Origin of the sequence: Bradyrhizobium sp. NDS-1 (assembly GCF_032918005.1) — a bacterium.
In the GTDB taxonomy this organism is placed as follows: domain Bacteria; phylum Pseudomonadota; class Alphaproteobacteria; order Rhizobiales; family Xanthobacteraceae; genus Bradyrhizobium; species Bradyrhizobium tunisiense.
Map to the genome: position 1 here is coordinate 6,467,639 of NZ_CP136628.1, position 22,422 is coordinate 6,490,060.

20 protein-coding genes are annotated in these 22,422 nt (G+C 63.2%); 14 read left to right on the forward strand and 6 right to left on the reverse strand.

Annotated elements, in window-relative coordinates:
- The first annotated feature begins 4 nt into the window (after positions 1 to 4).
- The 7 genes from pqqD to RX330_RS30185 all read left to right on the forward strand — a co-directional run bounded on the left by pqqD (position 5) and on the right by RX330_RS30185 (position 8,215).
- Entirely contained in the window at positions 5 to 316 is a 312-nt protein-coding gene (gene pqqD / locus RX330_RS30155; protein ID WP_317240902.1) for a pyrroloquinoline quinone biosynthesis peptide chaperone PqqD, read from the forward strand.
- A complete protein-coding gene (pqqE, locus tag RX330_RS30160) occupies positions 313 to 1,497 on the forward strand; it encodes a pyrroloquinoline quinone biosynthesis protein PqqE (protein ID WP_317240903.1) in 1,185 nt (394 codons plus the stop codon). The genes pqqD and pqqE overlap by 4 nt, the downstream gene beginning before the upstream one ends.
- Entirely contained in the window at positions 1,487 to 2,485 is a 999-nt protein-coding gene (gene pip / locus RX330_RS30165; protein WP_317240904.1) for a prolyl aminopeptidase, read from the forward strand. The genes pqqE and pip overlap by 11 nt, the downstream gene beginning before the upstream one ends.
- Positions 2,486 to 2,630: 145 nt before the next feature.
- The gene (locus tag RX330_RS30170) at positions 2,631 to 3,308 is read left to right on the forward strand and encodes a DUF4286 family protein (RefSeq protein WP_317240905.1); all 678 of its coding nucleotides are present in this window, start codon (positions 2,631 to 2,633) and stop codon (positions 3,306 to 3,308) included.
- Between the two features lie 238 nt (positions 3,309 to 3,546).
- On the forward strand, positions 3,547 to 5,346 hold the full coding sequence (locus RX330_RS30175) for an FAD-dependent oxidoreductase (protein ID WP_317240906.1): 1,800 nt from the start codon (positions 3,547 to 3,549) through the stop codon (positions 5,344 to 5,346).
- On the forward strand, positions 5,316 to 7,163 hold the full coding sequence (locus RX330_RS30180) for a 2-oxoacid:acceptor oxidoreductase subunit alpha (RefSeq protein ID WP_317240907.1): 1,848 nt from the start codon (positions 5,316 to 5,318) through the stop codon (positions 7,161 to 7,163). Before RX330_RS30175 ends, RX330_RS30180 begins: the two co-directional genes overlap by 31 nt.
- Positions 7,160 to 8,215 carry a 2-oxoacid:ferredoxin oxidoreductase subunit beta gene (locus RX330_RS30185; RefSeq protein ID WP_212088748.1) on the forward strand — a complete coding sequence of 352 codons (1,056 nt, stop codon included), beginning with the start codon at positions 7,160 to 7,162 and terminating at the stop codon, positions 8,213 to 8,215. The genes RX330_RS30180 and RX330_RS30185 overlap by 4 nt, the downstream gene beginning before the upstream one ends.
- Here RX330_RS30185 and RX330_RS30190 read toward each other — a convergent pair whose 3' ends face one another.
- Complete coding sequence (locus RX330_RS30190) at positions 8,216 to 8,662, reverse strand: DUF4399 domain-containing protein (protein WP_317240908.1); 447 nt, start codon at positions 8,660 to 8,662, stop codon at positions 8,216 to 8,218.
- Between the two features lie 16 nt (positions 8,663 to 8,678).
- Positions 8,679 to 10,208, reverse strand: coding sequence for an SUMF1/EgtB/PvdO family nonheme iron enzyme (locus RX330_RS30195; RefSeq protein ID WP_317240909.1), 1,530 nt, complete (start codon positions 10,206 to 10,208; stop codon positions 8,679 to 8,681).
- 322 nt (positions 10,209 to 10,530) lie between these two features.
- On the opposite strand from RX330_RS30195, the gene RX330_RS30200 reads away from it, so the two are divergent.
- The 6 genes from RX330_RS30200 (at position 10,531) to RX330_RS30225 (ending at position 13,302) form a co-directional block, all read left to right on the forward strand.
- Positions 10,531 to 11,148 carry a hypothetical protein gene (locus RX330_RS30200; protein WP_317240910.1) on the forward strand — a complete coding sequence of 206 codons (618 nt, stop codon included), beginning with the start codon at positions 10,531 to 10,533 and terminating at the stop codon, positions 11,146 to 11,148.
- Between the two features lie 34 nt (positions 11,149 to 11,182).
- Positions 11,183 to 11,632, forward strand: a complete 450-nt coding sequence (locus tag RX330_RS30205) for a DsrE family protein (RefSeq protein ID WP_317240911.1) — start codon at positions 11,183 to 11,185, stop codon at positions 11,630 to 11,632.
- 219 nt (positions 11,633 to 11,851) lie between these two features.
- Positions 11,852 to 12,175, forward strand: a complete 324-nt coding sequence (locus tag RX330_RS30210) for an ArsR/SmtB family transcription factor (protein ID WP_212088737.1) — start codon at positions 11,852 to 11,854, stop codon at positions 12,173 to 12,175.
- Positions 12,172 to 12,603 (forward strand): SRPBCC family protein, encoded by a 432-nt coding sequence (locus tag RX330_RS30215; RefSeq protein WP_317240912.1) that lies wholly within the window; start codon positions 12,172 to 12,174, stop codon positions 12,601 to 12,603. Before RX330_RS30210 ends, RX330_RS30215 begins: the two co-directional genes overlap by 4 nt.
- A 55-nt stretch (positions 12,604 to 12,658) precedes the next feature.
- Positions 12,659 to 12,871, forward strand: coding sequence for a hypothetical protein (locus RX330_RS30220; RefSeq protein WP_375848511.1), 213 nt, complete (start codon positions 12,659 to 12,661; stop codon positions 12,869 to 12,871).
- Positions 12,868 to 13,302, forward strand: a complete 435-nt coding sequence (locus RX330_RS30225) for a DUF1801 domain-containing protein (RefSeq protein WP_317240914.1) — start codon at positions 12,868 to 12,870, stop codon at positions 13,300 to 13,302. Before RX330_RS30220 ends, RX330_RS30225 begins: the two co-directional genes overlap by 4 nt.
- Positions 13,303 to 13,507: 205 nt before the next feature.
- On the opposite strand, the gene RX330_RS30230 is transcribed toward RX330_RS30225, so the two are convergent.
- The 4 genes from RX330_RS30230 to RX330_RS30245 all read right to left on the reverse strand — a co-directional run bounded on the left by RX330_RS30230 (position 13,508) and on the right by RX330_RS30245 (position 19,264).
- On the reverse strand, positions 13,508 to 15,046 hold the full coding sequence (locus tag RX330_RS30230) for a SpoVR family protein (RefSeq protein WP_212088730.1): 1,539 nt from the start codon (positions 15,044 to 15,046) through the stop codon (positions 13,508 to 13,510).
- On the reverse strand, positions 15,043 to 16,320 hold the full coding sequence (locus tag RX330_RS30235; RefSeq protein WP_212089112.1) for a YeaH/YhbH family protein: 1,278 nt from the start codon (positions 16,318 to 16,320) through the stop codon (positions 15,043 to 15,045). Before RX330_RS30235 ends, RX330_RS30230 begins: the two co-directional genes overlap by 4 nt.
- Positions 16,321 to 16,351: 31 nt before the next feature.
- A complete protein-coding gene (locus RX330_RS30240) occupies positions 16,352 to 18,295 on the reverse strand; it encodes a PrkA family serine protein kinase (RefSeq protein ID WP_212088728.1) in 1,944 nt (647 codons plus the stop codon).
- A 297-nt stretch (positions 18,296 to 18,592) separates the two neighbouring features.
- Positions 18,593 to 19,264, reverse strand: a complete 672-nt coding sequence (locus RX330_RS30245; protein ID WP_317240915.1) for an STM3941 family protein — start codon at positions 19,262 to 19,264, stop codon at positions 18,593 to 18,595.
- Between the two features lie 297 nt (positions 19,265 to 19,561).
- Here RX330_RS30245 and RX330_RS30250 point away from each other — a divergent pair, with 297 nt between their 5' ends.
- Positions 19,562 to 22,411 (forward strand): bifunctional transaldolase/phosoglucose isomerase, encoded by a 2,850-nt coding sequence (locus RX330_RS30250; protein WP_317240916.1) that lies wholly within the window; start codon positions 19,562 to 19,564, stop codon positions 22,409 to 22,411.
- Positions 22,412 to 22,422: the final 11 nt, after the last annotated feature.

Sequence of the window (22,422 nt, forward strand, 5' to 3'; positions counted from 1 at the left end):
AGCGATGGGCGGGCCGCGGAACATCAGCGTCAGCGAGGCAAGCCGCCCCGTGCTGCCGCGGCATGCCAAGCTGAAATATGACGAGACCCGGAAAGTCTGGGTGATCCTGGCGCCGGAGCGGGTGCTGGCGCCGGACGAGATCGCGGTCGAGGTCTTGCAACTCTGCGACGGCAAGCGCAGTGTCGGCGACGTGTCCGATCACTTGGCTGCGAAATACGCAGCGCCACGCGAGGCGATCCTGGCCGACGTCATCGTCATGCTGCAGGATCTCGCCGACAAGGGCTTTCTCACCGAGATCAGGGAGAAGACGTCATGAGCGACGTGACCATCCCACCACCCAGCGACAGCCTCGCGGTGCTGGAAAAGCAGCGCTCGACGGCGGAGACCTTCGGCATTCCGCTCGCGGTGCTGCTCGAGATCACCCACCGCTGCCCGCTGCAATGCCCCTATTGCTCCAATCCCGTCGAGCTCGACCGCTCCGGCAAGGAGCTGACGACGGACGAGTGGAAGAAGGTCCTGAGCGAGCTCGCCGAGATCGGCGTGCTCCAGGTGCATTTCTCCGGCGGCGAGCCGACGGCGCGCAAGGACCTGGTCGAGCTGGTCAAGCATGCCAGCGACGTCGGGCTCTACACCAACCTCATCACCTCGGCCGTGCTGCTGAGGCGCGAGCGGCTGGGCGATCTTGCGGATGCCGGGCTGTGCCATGTGCAGATCTCTTTCCAGGGCATCGAGGAAGGTCTCGCCGACCGTGTCGCCGGCTACAAAGGCGGCCATCGCAAGAAGCTTGAAGTCGCGAAGTGGACGCGCGAGCTCGACTTGCCGCTCACCGTGAATGCGGTGATGCACCGGCAGAATTTGCACCAGCTTCCTGACATCATTCAGATGTCGGTCGATCTCGACGCCGACCGGCTCGAGGTCGCCAATGTGCAATATTACGGCTGGGCGCTGAAGAACCGCGCCGCGCTGATGCCGACGGTGGCGCAACTGGATGAGTGCACCGAAATCGTCGAGGAGGCGCGCGAGCGGCTCAAGGGCCGGCTGACGATCGACTACGTCGTTCCCGATTATTACGCGTTGCGGCCGAAGAAATGCATGGGCGGCTGGGGCCGGCAGTTCTTCAACATCTCGCCCGCCGGCAAGGTGCTGCCCTGCCACGCCGCCGAGAGCATCACCGGGCTCGAATTCGAATCGGTGCGCTCCAACCATTCGATCGCCTGGATCTGGCAGAACTCCGAGGCCTTCAACCGCTATCGCGGCACAGGCTGGATGAAGGAGCCGTGCAAGTCCTGCGAATTCCGCGAGATCGATTTCGGCGGCTGCCGCTGCCAGGCCTTTGCGCTGACGGGCGACGCGGCCAACACGGATCCGGCCTGCGCGCTGTCGCCGCTGCACGAGACCATCTTCAAACAGGCGGAAGCCGAGGCCGAGGGCGAGACCAGCCGCTTCCTCTACCGCAACTTCGCCGGCGGCACCCTGGAATCCGAGAATGGCGCCTGACGCCGACGCAGGCACAGCCGCCAAAGAAGCGGCGAGGCGTGCCGATCCCTTTGCGCCGCTGACCTCCGAGATGCTCGACGTCGGCGACGGTCATGAGCTCTACGTCGAGAGCGTCGGCCGCAGCGACGGCATCCCCGCGATCTATCTGCACGGCGGCCCCGGCAGCGGCTGCCAGCCCGACCATCGCCGGCTTTTCGATCCCGAGCGTATGCATGCGGTGCTGTTCGACCAGCGCGGCTGCGGCCGCAGCCGGCCCAAGGGATCGCGCGAGCACAACACCACGGCGCATCTGATCGCGGACATGGAGACAATCCGCGAGAAGTTCGGCATATCACGCTGGATGGTGGTCGGCGGCTCCTGGGGCGCGACGCTGGCGCTGGCGTACGCAGAAGCGCATCCCGAGCGCGTCTCCGGCATTGCGCTCCGCGCGACGTTCCTGGGCACGCGAGCCGAGGTGGAAACGGGCTTCACGGTGCGCCTGCCGCAATTCTATCCCGCGCTCTACGAGGACTTTCTGACGGTGCTGCCAAGGGAAGAGCAAGCGCGACCCGTGGAGGCCTATTGGCGCCGCATCCTCGATGCCGATCCGGCCGTGCACGGTCCCGCGGCGCGCGCCTGGCATGACACCGAGCGCGCCTTGTCCGAGCACAAGCCCGCCAAGTCGCGGCTGGACCTCACCTCGCTGAACGTCTGGCGCACGCTGCCCGCGACGCCGTTCATGGAGGCGCATTATTTCATCAACAACTCCTTCATGAGCGAAGACCAGTTGTTGCGGAACGCGGGCCGGCTCGAAGGGATTCCCGGCATCATCATCCAGGGCCGCTACGATCTGTTGTGTCCTCCCGAGACATCGCAGGCCCTAACGAAAGTATGGCCCGGTTCCGAGCTTCGCATCGTGGAAGGAGCCGGACATTCGCTCTATGATGCCGGCGTGAGGGACGCGGTGATGAAGTCGATCGCCGACCTCGCATCGAAAGCCGTGCGATAGACCCTGTCCCTTCATCCTGAGGAACTCGCGAAGAGCGCGCCTCCAAGGGTGAAGGGCCGAGATGTTGCGACGGGGCCTTCATGGTTCGAGATGGCGCTGTCGCGCCTCCTCACCATGAGGGGATGGACTGGGAAGGACAAGAACAATGCCGCTCGCCGGGAAAGGCATGCTGCTGACGTCGATGAATGTCGACGCAGCCGATGAGGCCGATTTCAACCGCTGGTACGATCGTGAGCATCTGGAAGAGCGCGTCGCGATCGACGGATTCCTGGAAGCGCGGCGCTATGTCGCGCATGCCGCCAATCCCAAGTATCTCTCGCTGTACTCGACCGCGACGCTCGACGTGCTCGACAGTCCCGCGTACCGGGCGCGGCTCGCCAACCAGACCGACTGGTCGCGGCGCAGCATGGCGCGCTTCAAGGACATGCTGCGCGTCGTCGTGCGCATCACCATCAGCAACGGCACCGGACGCGGTGCTGCGCTCGGCATGGTGCGGCTGCGGCCGACACCCGACAACGCGGCGTCCTTGCGTGATGCACTGCAAGACAGACTGAGGCCCGAAATGCGCGACGGCATCATCTCGATGCATCTGCTCGAGAGCGAGCCCGAATTGTCGGGTGCGACGGCCGGCATTCCAGCGGTGCGCAATGAAGGCGCGCGCGACTGGTTCGTGCTGATCGACGGCACGCGGGTCGGCGCTGTCTCGGCCGTCATCGCCGAGCGCTTCACCGGTCCGGCGGCGGCGCCGCTGCCGCCTCCGATTTCCGTCGGCACGTACTGCCTGATGTGGGATCTGGCGAAGAGCGATATCGCGCGCGGCTAGCGTTCGGACGCATTGCAACATGCTGCATTGCACGCGAGATGACGCGCGGCGTTAATGCTGTGCGCGCGTGGCTCCTATGAAAGAGGGGACGCGCGCAAATTTGCCGTTGTACTTCGGAGCCGTTCTAATAAGCTAACCCAATGACGTCATTCAGAAACCAGATCGAAGCGCGCTAAGCGCTCGCCATGCTCACAAAAAAAGGCCGCGGGGTCTTTGAGCCTGCGCGGACAGGGTAGGAATGAAACCGACCGATATTGCGGCCCCCGACTACTTTCACAAAGTGGTCGATTGCCAATGGGCCTGTCCTGCGCACACCCCGGTTCCCGAATACATCCGACTGATCGCACAAGGCCGCTATAGCGACGCCTACATGATCAATTGGAAATCGAACGTGTTTCCCGGCATTCTGGGACGCACTTGCGATCGTCCCTGCGAGCCGGCGTGCCGCCGCGGACGCGTCGAGGAAACCCCCGTCGCGATCTGCCGGCTGAAGCGCGTCGCCGCCGATTTCAAGGACGACATCAAGCAACGCCTGCCGAAGCCCTTGCCGAAGAACGGCAAGCGCGTCGCCTTCGTCGGCGGTGGGCCGGCCTCGCTGACGGTGGCGCGCGATCTGGCGCCGCTCGGCTATCACTGCACCGTGTTCGACGGCGATCCCGAAGCCGGCGGCATGATGCGCACGCAGATCCCGAAATTCCGTCTGCCCAATTCGGTGATCGACGAGGAGACCGGCTACATCCTGGGTCTCGGCGTGGACTTCAAGGGCGGCCACCGCATCGAGAGCATGAAGGCGCTGCTCGCGGAGAAATACGACGCGATCTTCGTCGGCTCCGGCGCCCCGCGCGGCCGCGAGCTCGACATTCCCGGCCGGAAAGAGGCGGCCAGCAACATCCATATCGGCATCGAATGGCTGGCGTCGGTCTCGTTCGGCCATGTCGACAAGATCGGCAAGCGCGTGATCGTGCTCGGCGGCGGCAACACCGCGATGGATTGCTGCCGCACCGCGCGTCGTCTCGGCGGCGAAGAGGTGAAGGTCGTCGTGCGCTCGGGCTTCGAGGAGATGAAGGCCTCGCCCTGGGAGAAGGAGGATGCGCTCCACGAGGATATTCCGATCCTCAATTTCATGGTCCCTGTCGCCTTCGTCCACGACAACGGCAAGCTCACCGGCATCACCTTCCAGAAGGTGAAGGCCGAATACGATGCCAAGGGGCGCCGCAACCTCGTTCCCTCGGGTGAGCCGGACCAGACCATCGAATGCGACGACGTGCTGGTCGCGGTCGGCCAGGAGAACGCCTTCCCCTGGATCGAGCAGGATTGCGGCATCGAATTCGACAAATGGCACATGCCCAAGGTCGATCCCAAGACATTCGTCTCGACCAATCCAAAAGTGTTCTTCGGCGGCGACGCCGCGTTCGGCCCGAAGAACATCATCTGGGCAGTGGCGCACGGCCACGACGCCGCGCTGTCGATCCACAAGATGCTGTCGGGCGATGACATCACCGAGCGTCCGCTGCCTGAGGTGCAGATCTCATCGCAGAAGATGGGCATTCATGAATGGAGCTATGACAACGACATCTCCATCGACAAGCGTTACAAGGTGCCGCATCGCGATAAGGTCGTCGCGCTGAAGGACATCCGCACCGAGGTCGAGCTCGGCTACGACGTCAAGCTCGCGCTCGGCGAGGCGCATCGCTGCCTGAACTGCGACGTGCAGACCGTGTTCTCCACCTCGCTCTGCATCGAATGCGATGCCTGCGTCGATATCTGCCCGATGGATTGCATCACCTTCACGGCCAATGGCGAGGAAAGCGACCTGCGCCAACGCCTGAAGGCGCCCTCGCCGCATCCGGACCAGGACCTCTACGTCTCCTCCGATCTGAAGACCGGGCGCGTCATGGTCAAGGACGAGGACGTCTGCCTGCATTGCGGGCTGTGCGCCGAGCGTTGTCCCACCGGCGCGTGGGACATGCAGAAATATTTCATCGAGATGACTCACGCAGGCTCAGCATGTCCGACAAAAAGCCGATCAGCAGCGTAAACGACTTCGTCGTCCGTTTCGCCAACGTCAACGGCTCGGGCTCGGCCAGCGCCAACGAGATGTTCGCACGCGCGATCCTGCGTCACGGCGTGCCGGTGTCCCCGCGCAACATCTTCCCCTCCAACATCCAGGGCCTGCCGACCTGGTACGAGGTGCGGGTCACCGAAGACGGCCATCTCGGCGCCCGCGGCGGCGTCGACATGATGGTCGCGATGAATCCGCAGACCTGGGACAAGGACGTCGCCGGCATCGAGCCCGGCGGCTACCTGTTCTACGACTCCACCAAGCCGATGCAGTCGACGAAATTCCGCGACGACATCACCGTGATCGGCGTCCCCTTAACCGCCATCACCAATTCGACCTACACCGATCCGCGCCAGCGCCAGCTGTTCAAGAACATCATCTATCTGGGCGCGCTCAGTGCGCTGCTCGACATGGACCCGAAGCTGATCGAGCAACTGATCGGCGAGCAGTACAAGGGCAAGGAGAAGCTGCTCTCCTCCAATGTCCATGCGCTGCATCTCGGCCGCGACTGGGCGCTGCAGAACTTGAAGTGCCCGATCGGGTTGCGGGTGAAGAAATCCGACAAGGTCGGCGACCGCATCTTCATCGAGGGCAACAGCGCCGCGGCGCTCGGGGCAGTTTATGGCGGCGCCACCGTCTGCGCCTGGTATCCGATCACGCCGTCCTCGTCGGTGGCCGAAGCCTTCACGTCGCATTGCAAGAAGTACCGGCACGATCCTGAGACAGGCAAAGCCAAATACGCCATCGTTCAGGGCGAGGACGAACTGGCCTCGATCGGCATCGTCATCGGTGCGTCCTGGAACGGTGCCCGCGCCTTCACCGCGACCTCCGGTCCCGGCATCTCCCTGATGACCGAGTTCATCGGCCTCTCATACTTCGCCGAGATTCCGGCCGTGATCATGAACATCCAGCGCGCCGGCCCCTCGACGGGCATGCCGACCCGCACCCAGCAATGCGACATCATCGCCTGCGCCTATGCCTCGCACGGCGACACCAAGCATGTGCTGCTGTTCCCCGAAGATCCCGCCGAGGCCTTCGAGTTCGCGGCCGCCGCCTTCGATCTCGCCGAGCGGCTGCAGACCACGATATTCCTGATGCTCGACCTCGACATCGGCATGAACCACCGGCTCTGTCGCCCGCTCAAGTGGGACGATGCCAAGCAGTATGACCGCGGCAAGGTGATGACCGCGGAGATGCTGGACGAGGGCCGCGACTTCGGCCGCTATCTCGACGTCGACGGCGACGGCATTCCCTACCGCACCTACCCCGGCACGCACCCGACCAAGGGCTCCTATTTTACCCGCGGCACGTCGCGCGACCGCTATGCGCGCTACTCCGAGGAAGGCTCGGTCTACGCCGACAACATGCAGCGCCTGATGCGCAAGTTCGAGACCGCGCAGGACATGGTGCCGCGGCCGCTGCAGGCCAATGCCGAACGGCCGACCAAATATGGCGTGATCTATTTCGGCTCGACCTCGCCGGCGATGGACGAGGCAATTGGCTTGTTGGAAGCGCGCGGACATCAGCTCGACCGCCTGCGCATCCGCGCCTTCCCGTTTCATTCGAGCGTGGCGAGCTTCCTTGCCGAGCACGACTTCGTCTACGTGGTCGAGCAGAACCGCGACAGCCAGCTCCGCCAGCTCATCGTCAACGAGAACGGTATCGACCCGGTGCGGCTCGTGCCGATCGTGCATTATGACGGCTCGCCGATCACCGCCCGGTTCATCGCAAAAGCCATTGGTGACCACCAGGATCACCTCAAGGTGACCCCGCTCCGCAAGGCCATGTCATGACCTACATTGCAAAGCCCAAATTTCACCATCCCGGTCTGAAGAAGAACGAGCTCGGCTACACCCATCGCGACTACGAGGGCAAGATCTCGACCTTGTGCGCCGGCTGCGGCCATGATTCGATCACGGCCTCGATCATCGAGGCCTGCTACGAGCTCTCGATCGAGCCGCACCGGGTGGCGAAGATTTCCGGCATCGGCTGCTCGTCGAAGACGCCGGACTATTTTCTCGGCAATTCGCACGGCTTCAACTCCGTGCACGGCCGAATGCCCAGCGTGCTGACAGGCGCCAATCTCGCCAATCGCGATCTGATCTATCTCGGCGTCTCAGGCGACGGCGATTCCGCCTCGATCGGCTTCGGCCAGTTCGCGCATTCGATCCGGCGCGGCGTCAACATGACCTATATCGTAGAGAACAACGGCGTCTACGGCCTGACCAAGGGCCAGTTCTCCGCGACAGCCGACCGCGGCTCGAAGAGCAAGAAGGGCGTCACCAATACCGACAACGCCATCGACCTCGTCGCCATCGCACTGCAACTCGGCGCTACCTTCGTCGCGCGCTCGTTCTCCGGCGACAAGACCCAGCTGGTGCCGCTGATCGCGGCCGCGATCCGACACAAGGGCGCGTCCTTCATCGACGTCATCAGCCCCTGCATCGCCTTCAACAACCACGCCGGCTCGACCAAGAGTTTTGATTATGTCCGCGAGCACAACGACGCCGTGAACCGGCTCGACGTGCTGGTCGGTCGCGACCCGATCGCGGTGGACTACGCGCCGGGCACGGTGCAGATGGTCGAGCAGCACGACGGCAGCAAGATCGCGCTGCGCAAGATCGACGCCGATTACGATCCGCATGACCGGCTGGGCGCGATGACCTTCCTGCAGAGGCACGCCGCCAAAGGCCAGATCGTCACCGGACTGCTCTATGTCGATCCCGACGCGGAAGATATGCACGAGCACCTCAACACGGTGGAAACCCCGCTCAATTCGCTGGAAGCGGACACGCTTTGCCCGGGCTCGGCGGTGCTGGACAAGATCAACGCCAGCTTGCGGTGATCATCTTCCCGCCGACGTTGGCGGCCTGACGCGGATCGTGATCTTCTCCGACACGACGGGTGGTTCGAACGGATAGTGCTTGGCGTCGCCGAGCACTAGTTGCAGCGTGTGCGCACCGGGCGGAAGCTCAAGGAACGTTTCGGTCTGTCCTGCTCCGAAATGCAGATGGGACTTGTCCTGCGGAATCGGCTCCTTGGCATCGATAGGATCTTTCACATCGATCAACAGATGATGATGGCCCGCATTGTGGTAGTCATCACCAGCATGCGTCACGCCCATGTTGCGCAGGCCGAACCGGACCCAAAATCCACCACGGACCTTCTGGCCGTCATACGGCGTAATGAAATAGAGCTTGGCGTCCTTGGGGGCGGATTTGCCTTGCGAGTAGGCCGCGTCCGGAAGCAATGCAAGTGCGGCCGCCAGCGCGATCCAGAAAATGACCTTCATCAAATTGACTCCAGTATTACGGACTAAGCGCAATGCGGAATCCGTGCGTGGGGTAACGGACATTGGTGTCGTATCCACCGCGGTTTGACGGCCGCACATATCTCGAATCGTTCTTCCAGGAGCCCGACCGCAGGACATGAGCGCTGCAGTCAGCGCTGCGCCACGCCGAGCCGTCGCTCGGCGCCCCCTGATAGGTCCTATGCCAGCAGTCCTCGACCCACTGGTCGATGCCGCCGCCCATGTCATAGAGTCCGAATGGATTAGGCTTGAAGCTGCCGACCTTGGCCGGCTGCTCGGCCGCGAGATCACCGCAATCCTTGCATCCGGCCATGCCCGGTTGGAGCTTGTCGCCCCACCAGTACTTGCTCTGCGTTCCGCCGCGCGCTGCATATTCCCATTCGGCTTCGGTCGGAAGACGGTAAGGCTTCTTGGCCGCCTGCGCGAGCCAGACGACATATTGCTGCGCGTCGGCCCAGCTCACATTGCTGACGGGGGCATCGTCCTTGCCGGTTGCCGTGAATCCGCACCCCTTTGCAGCGGCACATTCGTTCCATTCCCGCACGATGACCGGATATTTTCCGATCGAGAACGGCTTGATCGTGACCTGATGGACAGGTCGCTCGGTCGGATCGTCATTGCTTCCCATCGCGAAACTGCCGCCGCGAATGGCGATCATCTCGGGTTCGCGAAGTGGCACCGCCGATGGGCTGGGCGCCGGCGAAGGCGACGAAGCCAATGACGGAGACGGTTGCGGGGTCTGCGTCGCCGCCTCGCTTGGCAGCGGTTGCGGGCTTGGTGAAGCGGCAGGAGAAGTGGCAGGAGGGGGGGCCGGCACGGCTGCCTGCTCTCCGATCCTGCCGGGCTGCGCGAGCAAATACCAGAGCACGCCTGCGGCCATCATCATCACTGTAATGGCCAGCAGAAAGATCAGCGTGTTCTCACGCCGGCCCCTGGTATTGCCAACGGCATCCGCGTCCGGCAGCACGCGATAGACGCGAACAGGATCAGTGATGTTCTTGACTTTGCGGTCGCCGAGCGACTCATAGCCGCATACCACCTTGTGCTTGATCTGCTCGTAGATCGCGCCTGAGATATAGACTTGGCCCGGCTCGGCAATTCCCTCAATACGTGTCGCGATGTTGACGCCGTCGCCGTAGACATCGTCCGGCTCCACGATCACGTCGCCGAGATTGACGCCAATCCGGTATTCGAGCCGCGAATGCTTCGGAAGCGAGGCGTTGCGGCCGATCAGGTTCTGCTGGATGACGATGCTGCACCGAACGGCCTCGACCGGACTATCGAAAATGGCAATGAAACCATCACCCGTTGTCTTCACCAGAGCACCATGGTGCTCGACGATGCTGGGCTGAATGAGATCCCGCTCGATCCGCTTGACGCGGGCATGCGTCCCCTCCTCATCTGCCTGCATCATGCGGCTGTAGGAAGCGATGTCACCGACAATGATCGCAGCGAGACGACGAGGCATAGGACCGTGTGGAGGCGGCCCATCCTGATTGCCGGATTTGAAGTTGCGAATTTCGCCCATTGCGGGGGACTCCACATACTGACAAGGCAGCCCCAGCCTACGACTGCCAAAGGCTGTCGTCTGTGAAGGCTACCACATTGACGAACCGAGACAATGTCAGAGCAACGGGCGGCATCGGGTTCCGAGGAATGAAGGCGCTCCACCGCTTGAACCTTCTTGATCCCGCCTGTGACTAAGGCTGGACCTGAAAACTGCTCCGAGTCGGCATCGCGATGGCGGCAGGAGCGATCTGGGACAATTGAACGAGGGGCACCGCGCCTGCGTCTAACAGACAGCAACTCTGTCCTGCTGCGATCGAAATTGCCGCGCGCTCGAGGCCGTCATGAAGCTCTCCATCTTCGCCTTCATTTTCGCTGCGCTGACCAGCGCCGCCGCGGCCGAGGAAGGCGACGACATCCGCGAGGCCAGCAAGGCCGAAACCGAGACCTTCAACACTCGCATGTATGCGGGCGCGCCCGACAACAAGGCCTATGCCTGCTTCGTCCGCCGCTACGATGCCGAGCATCTGGCGCGGCATCCGAAGCAGAAAGTTGCCGCGATGAAGCTGCTGATCTCCGCGGAATTCGACAAGGAGGACAAGGAGCTGCACCATTCCTTCCGCCTCGGCTTCCGATATCGTCATCGCTCCGGCGATTTCGATTCCAGCGGCTCGTGTAACCACGCCGTGTTCACCAAGGGCGGTAGCGAGGTGCGCCTCGGCGGCGGTGTCGACTGCGACGGCGGCGGCATCGGCGTTGCACTGTCGAAGGACGACAAGTCGGCGATCGTGCGGCTCGAAGGTGTCAGGGTCTGGCAGAACAACAAGCCGGACGACGAGGCCGAGCATTCGCTGACGGCCGGCGCCGACGACAAGATCTTCCGGCTCGACCGCGCCGACAACAGCGAGTGCGCCTCGCTGGTGGCGGACCGCAAGGATCTCGCCGCGCTGCGCTCGAAGTGATATCTGTTCGGCGTCCAGTCGAAGGGAGATCGCCATGAACCGCCGAAACATCCTGTGGAGTGCCGTCTCGGCTTTGGGCGCGGCCTTTGGCGTCTCGCGTGCGCAAGCGGCCACGGAAGCCGGCGCGGGCAACAAGCTCAAGGTGGTCTACCATCTCAGCGACGCCGAGAAGGTCAATTTCGTGCTCGGCAACATCCAGAACCACTTCGACGGGGTCGGCGGCCCCGAGCATGTCACGATCGCTCTTGTCATCCACGGGCCGGCGCTGAAGGCATTTCACTGGGCGCAGGCCAACCCCGATGTCACCAAGCGCATCGGCGACTTTTCCAAAGGCGGCGTCGAGCTCGCCGCTTGCGGCAACACGATGAAGGTGCAGAACGTCACGCTGACTGATCTGTTGCCCGGCTTCGTGAGCGCGGAGCAAGGCGGCGTGGTCCGCATCGTGGAGTTGCAGTCCCAGGGGTATTTGTACTTGCGACCGTAGCCGTGTGCACGGGGCACCCGTATCTCCCCGTCATGCGAGCGCGGCGAAGCGATCCAGAATGCCACCGCCGAGCCAGTCCGGATTGCTTCGCCGCAAGGGCTCCTCGCCCATGCGGCGGGGCGAGCTGCGCGCGGTATGATCCTTTCCCTCGTTCGGACTTGACTCACCCATAACTCCACAGTTATGAATTAATCCATAACTTCCTGGTTATGGATCTCCATGTCTCCCGCCCCCGATCTCCTGTTCAGAACGCTCGCCGACCCCACGAGGCGGGCGATCTTCGAGCGGCTTTGCCGCGAGGGCGAGCAGACGGTCGGGGCGCTGACGGCGCGATCGGGCGTTTCCCAGCCCGCGGTCTCCAAGCATCTCGGCGCGCTGAAGCAGGCCGGCCTCGTACGTGACCGCCATGAAGGACGGCAGACCCATTACAGCGCGCTGCCCGGTGCGCTCGATCCGCTGATCGACTGGACCAGCCAGATGGCCGGCTTCTGGCAAAGGCGGCTCGACGCACTCGACGATCTCCTGAAGAGGATGGACCAATGACTGAAACTTCAAACGAGACGCGCTCCGTGGTCGTCGAGCGCGAATTTGCCTTTCCGCCCGAGCGGCTCTGGCGCGCGCTGACGCAGCCGCATCTGATCGAGGAATGGCTGATGAAGAACGACTTCAAGCCGTCAGTGGGCCATCGTTTCAACCTGCGCGGCGAATGGGGCGGCGTGCTGGACTGCGAGGTACTCACCATCGAGCCGCAGAAGAGCCTCGCCTATACATGGAATTTCTCGCATGAGGATTCCGCCTTCGACCTCAAAAGCGTCGTGACCTTCACGCTGACGCCGACGAGCGCAGGCACGCATTTGCGGGTGGAGCAGGCGGGCTTCGGCCCGACGCAGAAGCAGGCCTATGGCGGCGCGCACGCCGGCTGGAAGCAGTTCTTCAACAAGCTGGACGAACTGCTCGCGCGGGCCGACTAGCTCCATCCGCTTCCATTCCGATCAATATCAACGGAGGTCCCTAGTGAGCACGCATATGTGGGTTCGGCAGATTCATCGCTGGCTGTCGATGGCTTTCACGATCGCGGTCATCGCCAACATCGTGGCGATGACCGTGCAGGTCCAGGCCGTGTGGATCGGCTTCCTGGCACTCATCCCGCTCATTCCGTTGCTCGCGACGGGGCTCTATCTGTTCGCGCTGCCTTATCTCGGCCGGCGTGGCGGCGCGCACGGTGAGGCAGGCTCGTGAAGAAGGCGGCAGCGAAGAAGAGCAGCGCGAAGGAAACAGGCGCAGCGTCAGCCTCGAAACTGATCGACGGCAGGATCAGGGAGCTCGGCGATTGGCGCGGCGAGATGCTGGGGCGGATCCGCGACCTGATCAAGCAGGCCGATCCCGACGTGGTCGAGGCGTGGAAATGGCGCGGCGTTCCCGTATGGGAGCATGACGGCATCATCTGCACCGGCGAGACCTACAAGGAAGTGGTGAAGATGACCTTTGCCAAGGGCGCGGCGCTGGAGGATCCGGCGGGCCTGTTCAACTCCAGCCTCGACGGAAACGTGCGCCGTGCGATCGATATTCGCGAAGGCGACAAGATCGACGCGAAGGCGTTGAAGGCGCTGATCCGTGCGGCGGTGGAGCTGAATGCGAGCAAGAAGCCGGCGAAGAAGCGGCCGGCGTAGAACAGCCATCGCGCAGCCACGAACGCCTTCCTTTTCCCCTTGTGGGAGAAGGTGGTGCGAAGCGCCGGATGAGGGGTATCTATCGGCACTGAGAGTGCGGAGAGATACCCCTCACCCAAGTGAGCTTGTATCTGCCGGCGTCGCTGCCCTCTCCCACAAGGGGCGAGGGCACATCAATGCGCATCGCTCCGTGTGGCCGGCCGCCTCAAGCCACCGCCGCCGCAATCGGGCGCGGGCTCACGACGTATTCGCGCAGGACCTTGTCGTTGGCGTCGACCTCGATCAGCGCGACGTCGTAGGTCCAGAGATCGGCCAGATGCTGCAGCACCCGCTTGGCATCGGTCTCGTTGAGCTGCGAGCCCTTGATGACGTGATGGTGCAGGATCAGGCGGCGATCGCCGGAGAGATCGACGTCGACCACCTCGATGTTGGCGTCGATGTAGCCGACATCATGCTGCCGTGCCAGCTCGCGGCGAACGCGGCGGAAGCCGCGCTCGTCATGAATGGCATCGACCCGGATACCGGCGCGCTCTTCGGGATCGTCATGCAGGTGGAACATGCGGAAGTGCCGCATCAGCTTCGGGCTCAGGAACTGCGCAATGAAGCTTTCATCGCGGTAGTTGGCCCAGACGTCGCGCAGCACGCCCATGACGTCGTTCTTGCCGGCGATATCGGGAAACCATTCGCGGTCCTCGTCCTCCGGACGGGTAACGATGCGCTCGATGTCCTGCATCACGGCAAAACCGAGCGCATAGGGATTGAAGCCGGAGAAGCGTGGGTCGTCGAATTCGGGCTGGAACACCACGTTGGTGTGCGAGCCCAGGAATTCCAGGAAGTTTCCGTCGGTGATGCGGCCCTGCTGGTGCAGCTTGGTCATGATGCGATAGTGGACGTAGGTCGCCGTCCCCTCGTTCATCACCTTGGTCTGGCTCTGCGGGTAAAAATACTGCGCAATGTGGCGGACGATGCGGAGCAGCTCACGCTGCCACGGCGCCAGACGCGGCGCGCTCTTTTCCAGGAAGTAGAGCAAATTCTCCTGCGGCAGGCCGAGCAGCTTGCGGCGGCGCTCGATGCTGAGCGCAGAGCGGGTCTTGCTCTTGCCGGCCGGCACGGTGCGCCAGAGATCGTTGAAGACCTCTTCCTCATGCTGACGGCGGCGCCCTGCTCGCTTTTCCTCGGCGCGCAGATCGAGCTTCTTCTTGCCGGGATAGCGGTCGATGCCGTGCGACATCAGCGCATGCGCGGCATCCAGCGTGCGTTCGACCTCGACGCGGCCGTAACGCTCCTCGCATTGCATGACGTAGTTCTTGGCGAAATCGAGATAATCCAGGATGCCGTCGGCATCGGTCCACTGCTTGAACAGATAATTGTTCTTGAAGAAGTGGTTATGGCCGAAGGCGGCGTGGGCGATCACCAGCGTCTGCATCGTCGCCGTGTTCTCCTCCATCAGGTAGGAGATGCAGGGCGAGGAGTTGATGACGATCTCGTAGGCGAGCCCCATCAGGCCCTTGCGATAGGACGCCTCGTGGTACGCAAAATGCTTGCCGAACGACCAGTGCTTGTAGAACAGCGGCATGCCGACCGACGAATAGGCGTCCAGCATCTGCTCGGCGGTGATGACCTCGATCTGGTTCGGATAGACGTCGAGCCCGAGATCCTTCAGCGCCACCTCCTCGCAGGCATCGGTGATGCGCTGCAAGGTGTGGAAATCCCAATCCGCGCCTTCGAACAATCGTTCCGTCATGGAGCGGCTTTCTCCTGGGCAGTCTCGCGACGCTGAAACAAATCGTGGAACACCGGAAAGATCTCGCTGCGTTCCGAGACCTTGCGCATCGAGAGCGGTGCGCCGCTGTTGCGCAGACGCTCATAGAGGGTCCAGAGCGAGGAATCGGAGAGATCGAACGCGCTGCCGCCGGATTCCCCGACCTCGAGATAGGCGAAGAACTGGCAGACCGGCAGGATCTTGTCGGTCAACAGCATGCCTGTGAGCTCGCCGTCGGAATAGGAATTGTCGCCGTCGGAGGCTTGCGCGGCATAGATGTTCCAGTCAGACGGGTTGAAGCGCTCGCGCACGATCTCGTGCATCGCCTGCAGCGCGCTGGAGACGAGCGTGCCGCCCGAGGCCGGCCCATAGAAGAAGGTCTGCTCGTCGACCTCCTCGGCGCGGTCGGTGTGGCGAATGAAGACGATCTCGACATGCTTGTAGCGGCGCTTCAGGAACACGTAGAGCAGCATGTAGAATCGCTTGGCGAGATCCTTCATGTGCTCGGACATCGAGCCCGAGACGTCCATCAGGCAGAACATCACCGCCTGCGCCACCGGCCGAGGCACCGTCTCGAAGCGGCGGTAGCGGATGTCGAGCGGATCGATGAAGGGAATGCGCTTGGTCTTCGCCTTCAGCTTTTCGAGCTGGTCGAGCAGCTCCAAACGCTCGTCCTCGTCGGTGCATGCGGCGATCGCGGCCTCCAGCTCTTCGACCTCCTCCTTGCGGGGACGCTTGAGCGCGATGCGGCGGGCCAGCGCCAGCTTCACCGTCCGGCTCACCGAGATGTTGGCGGGCGAGCCCGAGGTCGTGTAGCCGGCGCGCTGGATGCCCTCGCTCTCGGTCTGCGCGATCTTGCGCTTGGCGAGATCCGGCAGTTCGAGATCGTCGAGGAAGAGATCGACGAACTCGTCACGGCTCAGCACGAAACGGAAGGCGTCCTCGCTGTCGCCTTCGCCCGGGCCCGAATCCTTGGCGCTGCCCTGGCCGGAGCGCTGGAGGTAGTCGCCCTCGATGAACTTCTTGTTGCCGGGCAACACCATGTCGCGCGTTCCGCCCTCGCGGCGGAAGCGCGGCTCGTGCATGCCGTCGAGGGGGATCGTGACTTCGCCCCCCTCCAGGACGTCCTTGATGTCTCGTTCCTGCGAGGTCTTCTTGACGGCGCCCTGCACCAGGGACTTGGCCCGACGCAAGAACCGCTGGCGGTTCTCAAGACTCTTGCCGCCTGGATTCAGGCGCCTGTCAATAATGTGAATGGGCACTTGACCATTCGCCTCCCATTCCGCCTCAACCGGCCTGCTTCACACGCATGTACCATTCGACGAGCCGGCGAACCTGACGCTCGGTGTAGCCGCGCTCCACCATGCGTGCGACGAACTCGCCATGCTTCTTCTCCGTCTCGCCGTCCTTCTTCGACCCGAAGGAGATGACCGGAAGCAGATCCTCGACCTGGGAGAATATCCTCTTTTCGATCACGTCGCGAATCTTCTCGTAGGAGGTCCAGGTCGGATTTTTGCCGCCGTTCTGGGCCCGCGACCGTAACGAGAATTTGACAACCTCGTTGCGGAAGTCCTTGGGGTTGGCGATGCCCGCCGGCTTCTCGATTTTCGTCAGCTCCTGGTTCAAAAGCTCGCGATCCAGCAGCTGGCCGGTGTCGGGATCCTTGAAATCCTGGTCCTCGATCCAGGCGTCGGCATAGTCGACGTAGCGATCGAACAGATTCTGGCCGTAATCGGAGTAGGATTCCAGATAGGCCTTCTGGATCTCGTTACCGATGAACTCGGCATAACGCGGCGCGAGATCCGCCTTGATGAATTCGAGATAGCGCTTCTCGACTTCCTCCGGCAGCTGCTCGCGGCGGATCGACTGCTCCAGCGCGTACATCAGATGCACGGCGTCGGCGGCGACCTCCTGCGGGTCGTGGTTGAAGGTCGCAGCCAGGATCTTGAAGGCGAAGCGGGTGGAGACGCCGTCCATGCCCTCGTCGACGCCGGCGGCGTCGCGATATTCCTGGACGCTGCGCGCCTTCGGATCGGATTCCTTCAGGCTCTCGCCGTCGTAAACCCGCATCTTGGCGAACACCGTGGAATTCTCGTGCTTGCGCAGGCGCGACATCACCGAGAACCGCGCCAGCGTCTCCAGCGTCGAGGGCGCGCAAGGCGCCGACGCGAGCTCGGAGCCCTGGATCAGCTTCTCGTAGATCTTCTGCTCCTCCGTGATCCTCAGGCAGTACGGCACCTTGATCACGCAGATGCGGTCGATGAAGGCTTCGTTGTTCTTGTTCGCCTTGAAGCTCGCCCATTCGGCCTCGTTGGAGTGCGCCAGGATCACGCCGGTGAACGGAATCGCGCCGATGTTCTCGGTGCCGATATAGTTGCCTTCCTGCGTCGCGGTGAGCAGCGGGTGCAGCATCTTGATCGGCGCCTTGAACATCTCGACGAACTCGAGCACGCCCTGGTTGGCGCGGTTGAGGCCGCCGGAATAGCTGTAGGCGTCGGGATCGTTTTGCGCGTAGGTCTCGAGCTTGCGGATATCGACCTTGCCCACCAGCGAGGAGATGTCCTGGTTGTTCTCGTCACCGGGCTCGGTCTTGGCGATGCCGATCTGCCGCAGCCGCGACGGCTGGATCTTTGCGACGCGGAACTGGGAAATGTCGCCGCCGAAGGCTTCCAGCCGCTTGTAGCACCACGGGCTCATCAGTCCGGTCAGACGGCGGCGCGGAATGCCGTATTTCTCTTCCAGCATCGGCCCGAGCTGATCGGGGTCGAACAGGCTGAGCGGGCTCTCGAACACCGGCGAGAGTTCATCGCCGGCCTTGAGCACGTAGATCGGATGCACTTCCATCAGCGACTTCAGCCGCTCGGCAAGCGAGGATTTGCCACCGCCGACCGGCCCGAGCAGATAGAGGATCTGCTTGCGCTCTTCGAGACCTTGCGCGGCATGGCGGAAGAAACCGACGATGCGCTCGATGGTTTCTTCCATGCCGTAGAAGCCGGCGAAGGCCGGATAGGTGCGGATCGTGCGGTTCAAAAAAATACGGCCAAGGCGTGGGTCCTTGGCCGTGTCGATCGTCTGGGGTTCGCCGATGGCAGCTAGCAGTCGTTCGGCCGCGTTCGCGTATTTCATGGGATCGCTTCGACACGATTCCAGATATTCCGCCATCGACATGTCGTGCTGGCTTCTCGCCTCGAACGACCGAGCGAAAGCGTTGAATAGAGAATCGTTGTACATGATCCCTCTCCGCGTGAGTTCCGCTACAAGCTGAAACGAAAGCAGTTACCGGACCGTTCCTCAGGCCGTTTCGAATCAGCGTGAGCACATGACGATCATTGGACACCCGGGTGCCGACACGACGCAACGCACAACGTAGGCACTCGATGAGTTACGAACAGGCACCTGCCTGTAATTTGTGCGAATCTCTGTCTATATTGGCTCATTTCCAGAAATTGTCACTTGGTCGCAACATCCGGGCGATACCGGGGATGAGGCCATCCGGCGCTGCAACATAGATATCGACGAGCGGCGATCTTATGACGCTTGTACGGCGAAGCCTTGGGTGTCTTTGAAGCCCTGGGCGCCTTGGGTGCCGCGTTCATCTTCCTGCTGCAATGCGGTGCGCGGACTGCCGACGGCATTGTGACAGTCGCGACAAGCGCGCAGCAATGTATCAAAATCGGTCGCCAGGCCGTCCGACCGGATGACGATTCGATTGTTCTGCGCAAGGCGCGCCAGATTGCGGATGCTGCAGAGCTGCCGCTGCAAGCCCTGCGTCGGCGTCAGCACGACCATGTTGTGACCGTCGCGTTGTTCAGCCGAAATCTCCGCGATCGAATCCCACGGCAGAAATTCATTGCCGATGCGGAGATCGCGGATGCCGTAGGGCGTGACCACCACCACCGGTCCCCGCTCGGCGGGGAGCATCCAGATCAGCCGGATTGTGATCAGGGCGAACACCACGACGCCGACAAATCCGGCCATCACGTCGTACTCGCCAAGACCATCCCACCAGTTGAAGGCGAGGCTGGCACTGAGCAGGGTCATGGCAAAGCCCGCCGCGACCAGCAGTCGCAGCGAGGTCGTACAGGAGCCGATTTCGAGGTCGGGCGATGCGTCGACGCATCCGGCCGGCGGCGGACTGTTGGCGACGGCGAACGCGACACCGTCATTTTGAGCCTGCATGCTTTTCCCCAGCGTGGCCATTCGCGGCCAGCCACGTACCAGACGGATCGGAATCCACCGATGGCCCTCAACGCAGCCACCGGTTGATAACCAAGCGGCCGACGTTACGCAACAAGACCGGCCGAACCTCGGCCAACGACTTTTTACGCAACAACGGCTGCTGCCGCCGGATCGCCATGATCGCGACGGAGTTACACCGGAGGGTATGACGCCTGTACCCTTGATTGGTTCCCTCCCGGGAGCATGTAAGTTAGAGGATAGCGCGTCAGGACCGGCGCGGAAACCCCTCGCCCGCAGGCTTGGAGATAAATAGGCATCATGAATCCCGTCAAAGAACTGGAAAAGCACGGCCAGGCCGTCTGGCTGGACTTCCTCGCCCGCGGCTTCATCGCCAAGGGCGACCTGAAGCGGCTGATCGACACCGACGGCGTCAAGGGCGTCACCTCCAATCCCTCGATCTTCGAGAAGGCGATCGGCAGCTCGGACGAATACGACGCCCCGATCGGCAGGGCGCTGAAGCGCGGCGACCGGAACGTGGCCGATTTGTTCGAGGCGGTCGCGGTCGAGGACATTCAGAACGCCGCCGACGTACTGCGCCCGGTCTATGACCGCCTCAAGGGCGGCGACGGCTACGTCAGCCTGGAAGTCTCGCCCTATCTCGCCATGGACACCGCCGGAACCGTTGCCGAGGCGCGGCGGCTCTGGAAGGACGTGGCCCGCAAGAACCTGATGGTGAAGGTGCCGGCGACGCCCGAGGGCCTGCCGGCGATCGAGACGCTGATCAGCGACGGGATCAGCATCAACATCACGCTGCTGTTCTCCAAGGCGGTCTACCTGGAGGTGGCCGAAGCCTACATCGCCGGTCTCGAAAAATACGTCGCCGGCGGCGGCGATCCCTCTCACGTCGCGAGCGTGGCGAGCTTTTTCGTCAGCCGCATCGACTCGGTGGTCGACAAGCAACTCGACGAGAAGATCGCCCGCGCCAACGATCCATCCGAGAAGGAGCGGCTCGCCGCGCTCAAGGGCAAGGTCGCGATCGCCAACGCCAAGGTCGCCTACCAGGATTACAAGCGCCTGTTCTCGGGTCCGCGCTGGGACAAGCTCGCCGCCAAGGGCGCCAAGCCACAGCGCATGTTGTGGGCCTCGACCGGCACGAAGAACAAGGAGTACAGCGACGTTCTCTATGTCGAGGAGCTGATCGGCCCCGACACCATCAACACCGTGCCGCCGGCAACGCTGGACGCCTTCCGCGACCACGGCACGCCGCGCGACAGCCTGGAAGAGAATGTCGACGACGCCAGGCGCGTGCTGGAAGAGCTGGAGCGCTCCGGCATCTCGCTCGATGCGATCACCGAGGAGCTGGTCAAGGACGGCGTGAAGCAATTTGCCGATGCCGCCGACAAGCTCTACGGCGCCGTCGCCCACAAGCGCGCGACCGTACTGGGGCCCGCACTCGACCGCCAGTCTCTCTCGCTCGGCGAGGGGCTCGGCAAGACGGTCGCCAAGAGTACCGAGGAATGGCGCGCATCGGCAAAAATCCGCAGGCTCTGGCAGCGCGACAAGTCGGTGTGGACCGGCGCGGACGAGGACAAATGGCTCGGCTGGCTCGACAGCGCAGCCAAGGCCGACATTGCCGACTACGAGGACTATGCAGGCCGGGTGAAGGGCCAGAAATTCTCCGACGCCGTCGTGCTCGGCATGGGCGGATCGAGCCTCGGGCCGGAGGTGCTGGCCGAGACGTTTGGCAAGAAGCCGGGCTTTCCGAAGCTGCACGTGCTGGATTCCACCGATCCGGCGCAGGTGCGGGCGATGGAAGCGAAGATCGACATCGCCAACACGGTGTTCATCGTCTCCAGCAAGTCCGGCGGTACCACCGAGCCGAACGCGATGAAGGACTATTTTCATGAGCAGGTCGCCAAGGCGGTCGGGCCGAACTCGAAGACCGGCCACCGCTTCATCGCGGTGACCGATCCGGGCTCGTCGCTGGAGAAGGCGGCCAAGAAGCTGAACTACGCCCGCATCTTCCATGGCGAGCCATCGATCGGCGGACGCTACTCCGTGCTCTCGCCGTTCGGCCTGGTGCCGGCCGCAACGGCCGGCATCGACGTCAAGACCTTCGTCAAGCACGCGCTGGCGATGGCCCGCTCCTGCGGCCCGGACGTGCCACCGAGTGAGAACCCCGGCGTGCAGCTCGGCCTCGCCATGGGCCTCGCCGGCCTCGAAGGACGCGACAAGGTGACGATCCTGGCCTCGAAGAAGATCGCCGATTTCGGCGCCTGGGCCGAGCAGCTGATCGCGGAATCGACCGGCAAGGAAGGCAAGGGCCTGATCCCGATCGAGGGCGAGCCCCTGGGCGATCCCTCAGTGTACGGCAACGACCGATTCTTCATCGATATCCGCATCGACGGCGAGGCGGACGCCGCCCACGACTCCCAGCTTGCCGCGATCGAAGCGGCCGGCCATCCCGTGGTGCGCATCGTCATGAAGTCGATCGAGCATCTCGGCCAGGAGTTCTTCCGCTTCGAGATGGCAACGGCGGTGGCGGGCTCGATCCTCGGCATCAACCCGTTCGACCAGCCGGACGTGGAAGCGGCCAAGATCAAGACCCGCGAGCTCACCGCGTCGTTCGAGAAGACCGGCGCGCTGCCGAAAGAAGAGCCGGTGGTCAGCACCGACGAAGCCGATCTCTATACCGACGAGGCGAACGCCACGGCGCTCCGCGCCGCCGGCGCCAACGGCGATCTCACCTCCTGGCTGAAGGCGCATCTGTCGCGATCGGGCGACGGCGACTATGTCGCCCTGCTCGGCTACATCGCGCGCGACAAGGCCACGATCGACGCACTCCAGGCCATGCGACTGGAGGTGCGTGAGAAGCGTCAGGTCGCGACCTGCGCCGAGTTCGGACCACGCTTCCTGCACTCGACCGGGCAGGCCTACAAGGGCGGGCCGGACAGCGGCGTGTTCCTTCAGATCACGGCAGACGATGCCAAGGACTTGCCCGTGCCCGGTCAGAAGGCGAGCTTCGGCGTGATCAAGGCGGCACAGGCGCGCGGCGATTTCGACGTACTCACCGAGCGCGGCCGACGCGCGCTTCGGGTGCACCTCAAGGGCGGCCTCAAGAAGGGTCTTGCGGCGCTCAATGCCGCGCTCAACGACGCGCTGAATTAAGGGAATATTGC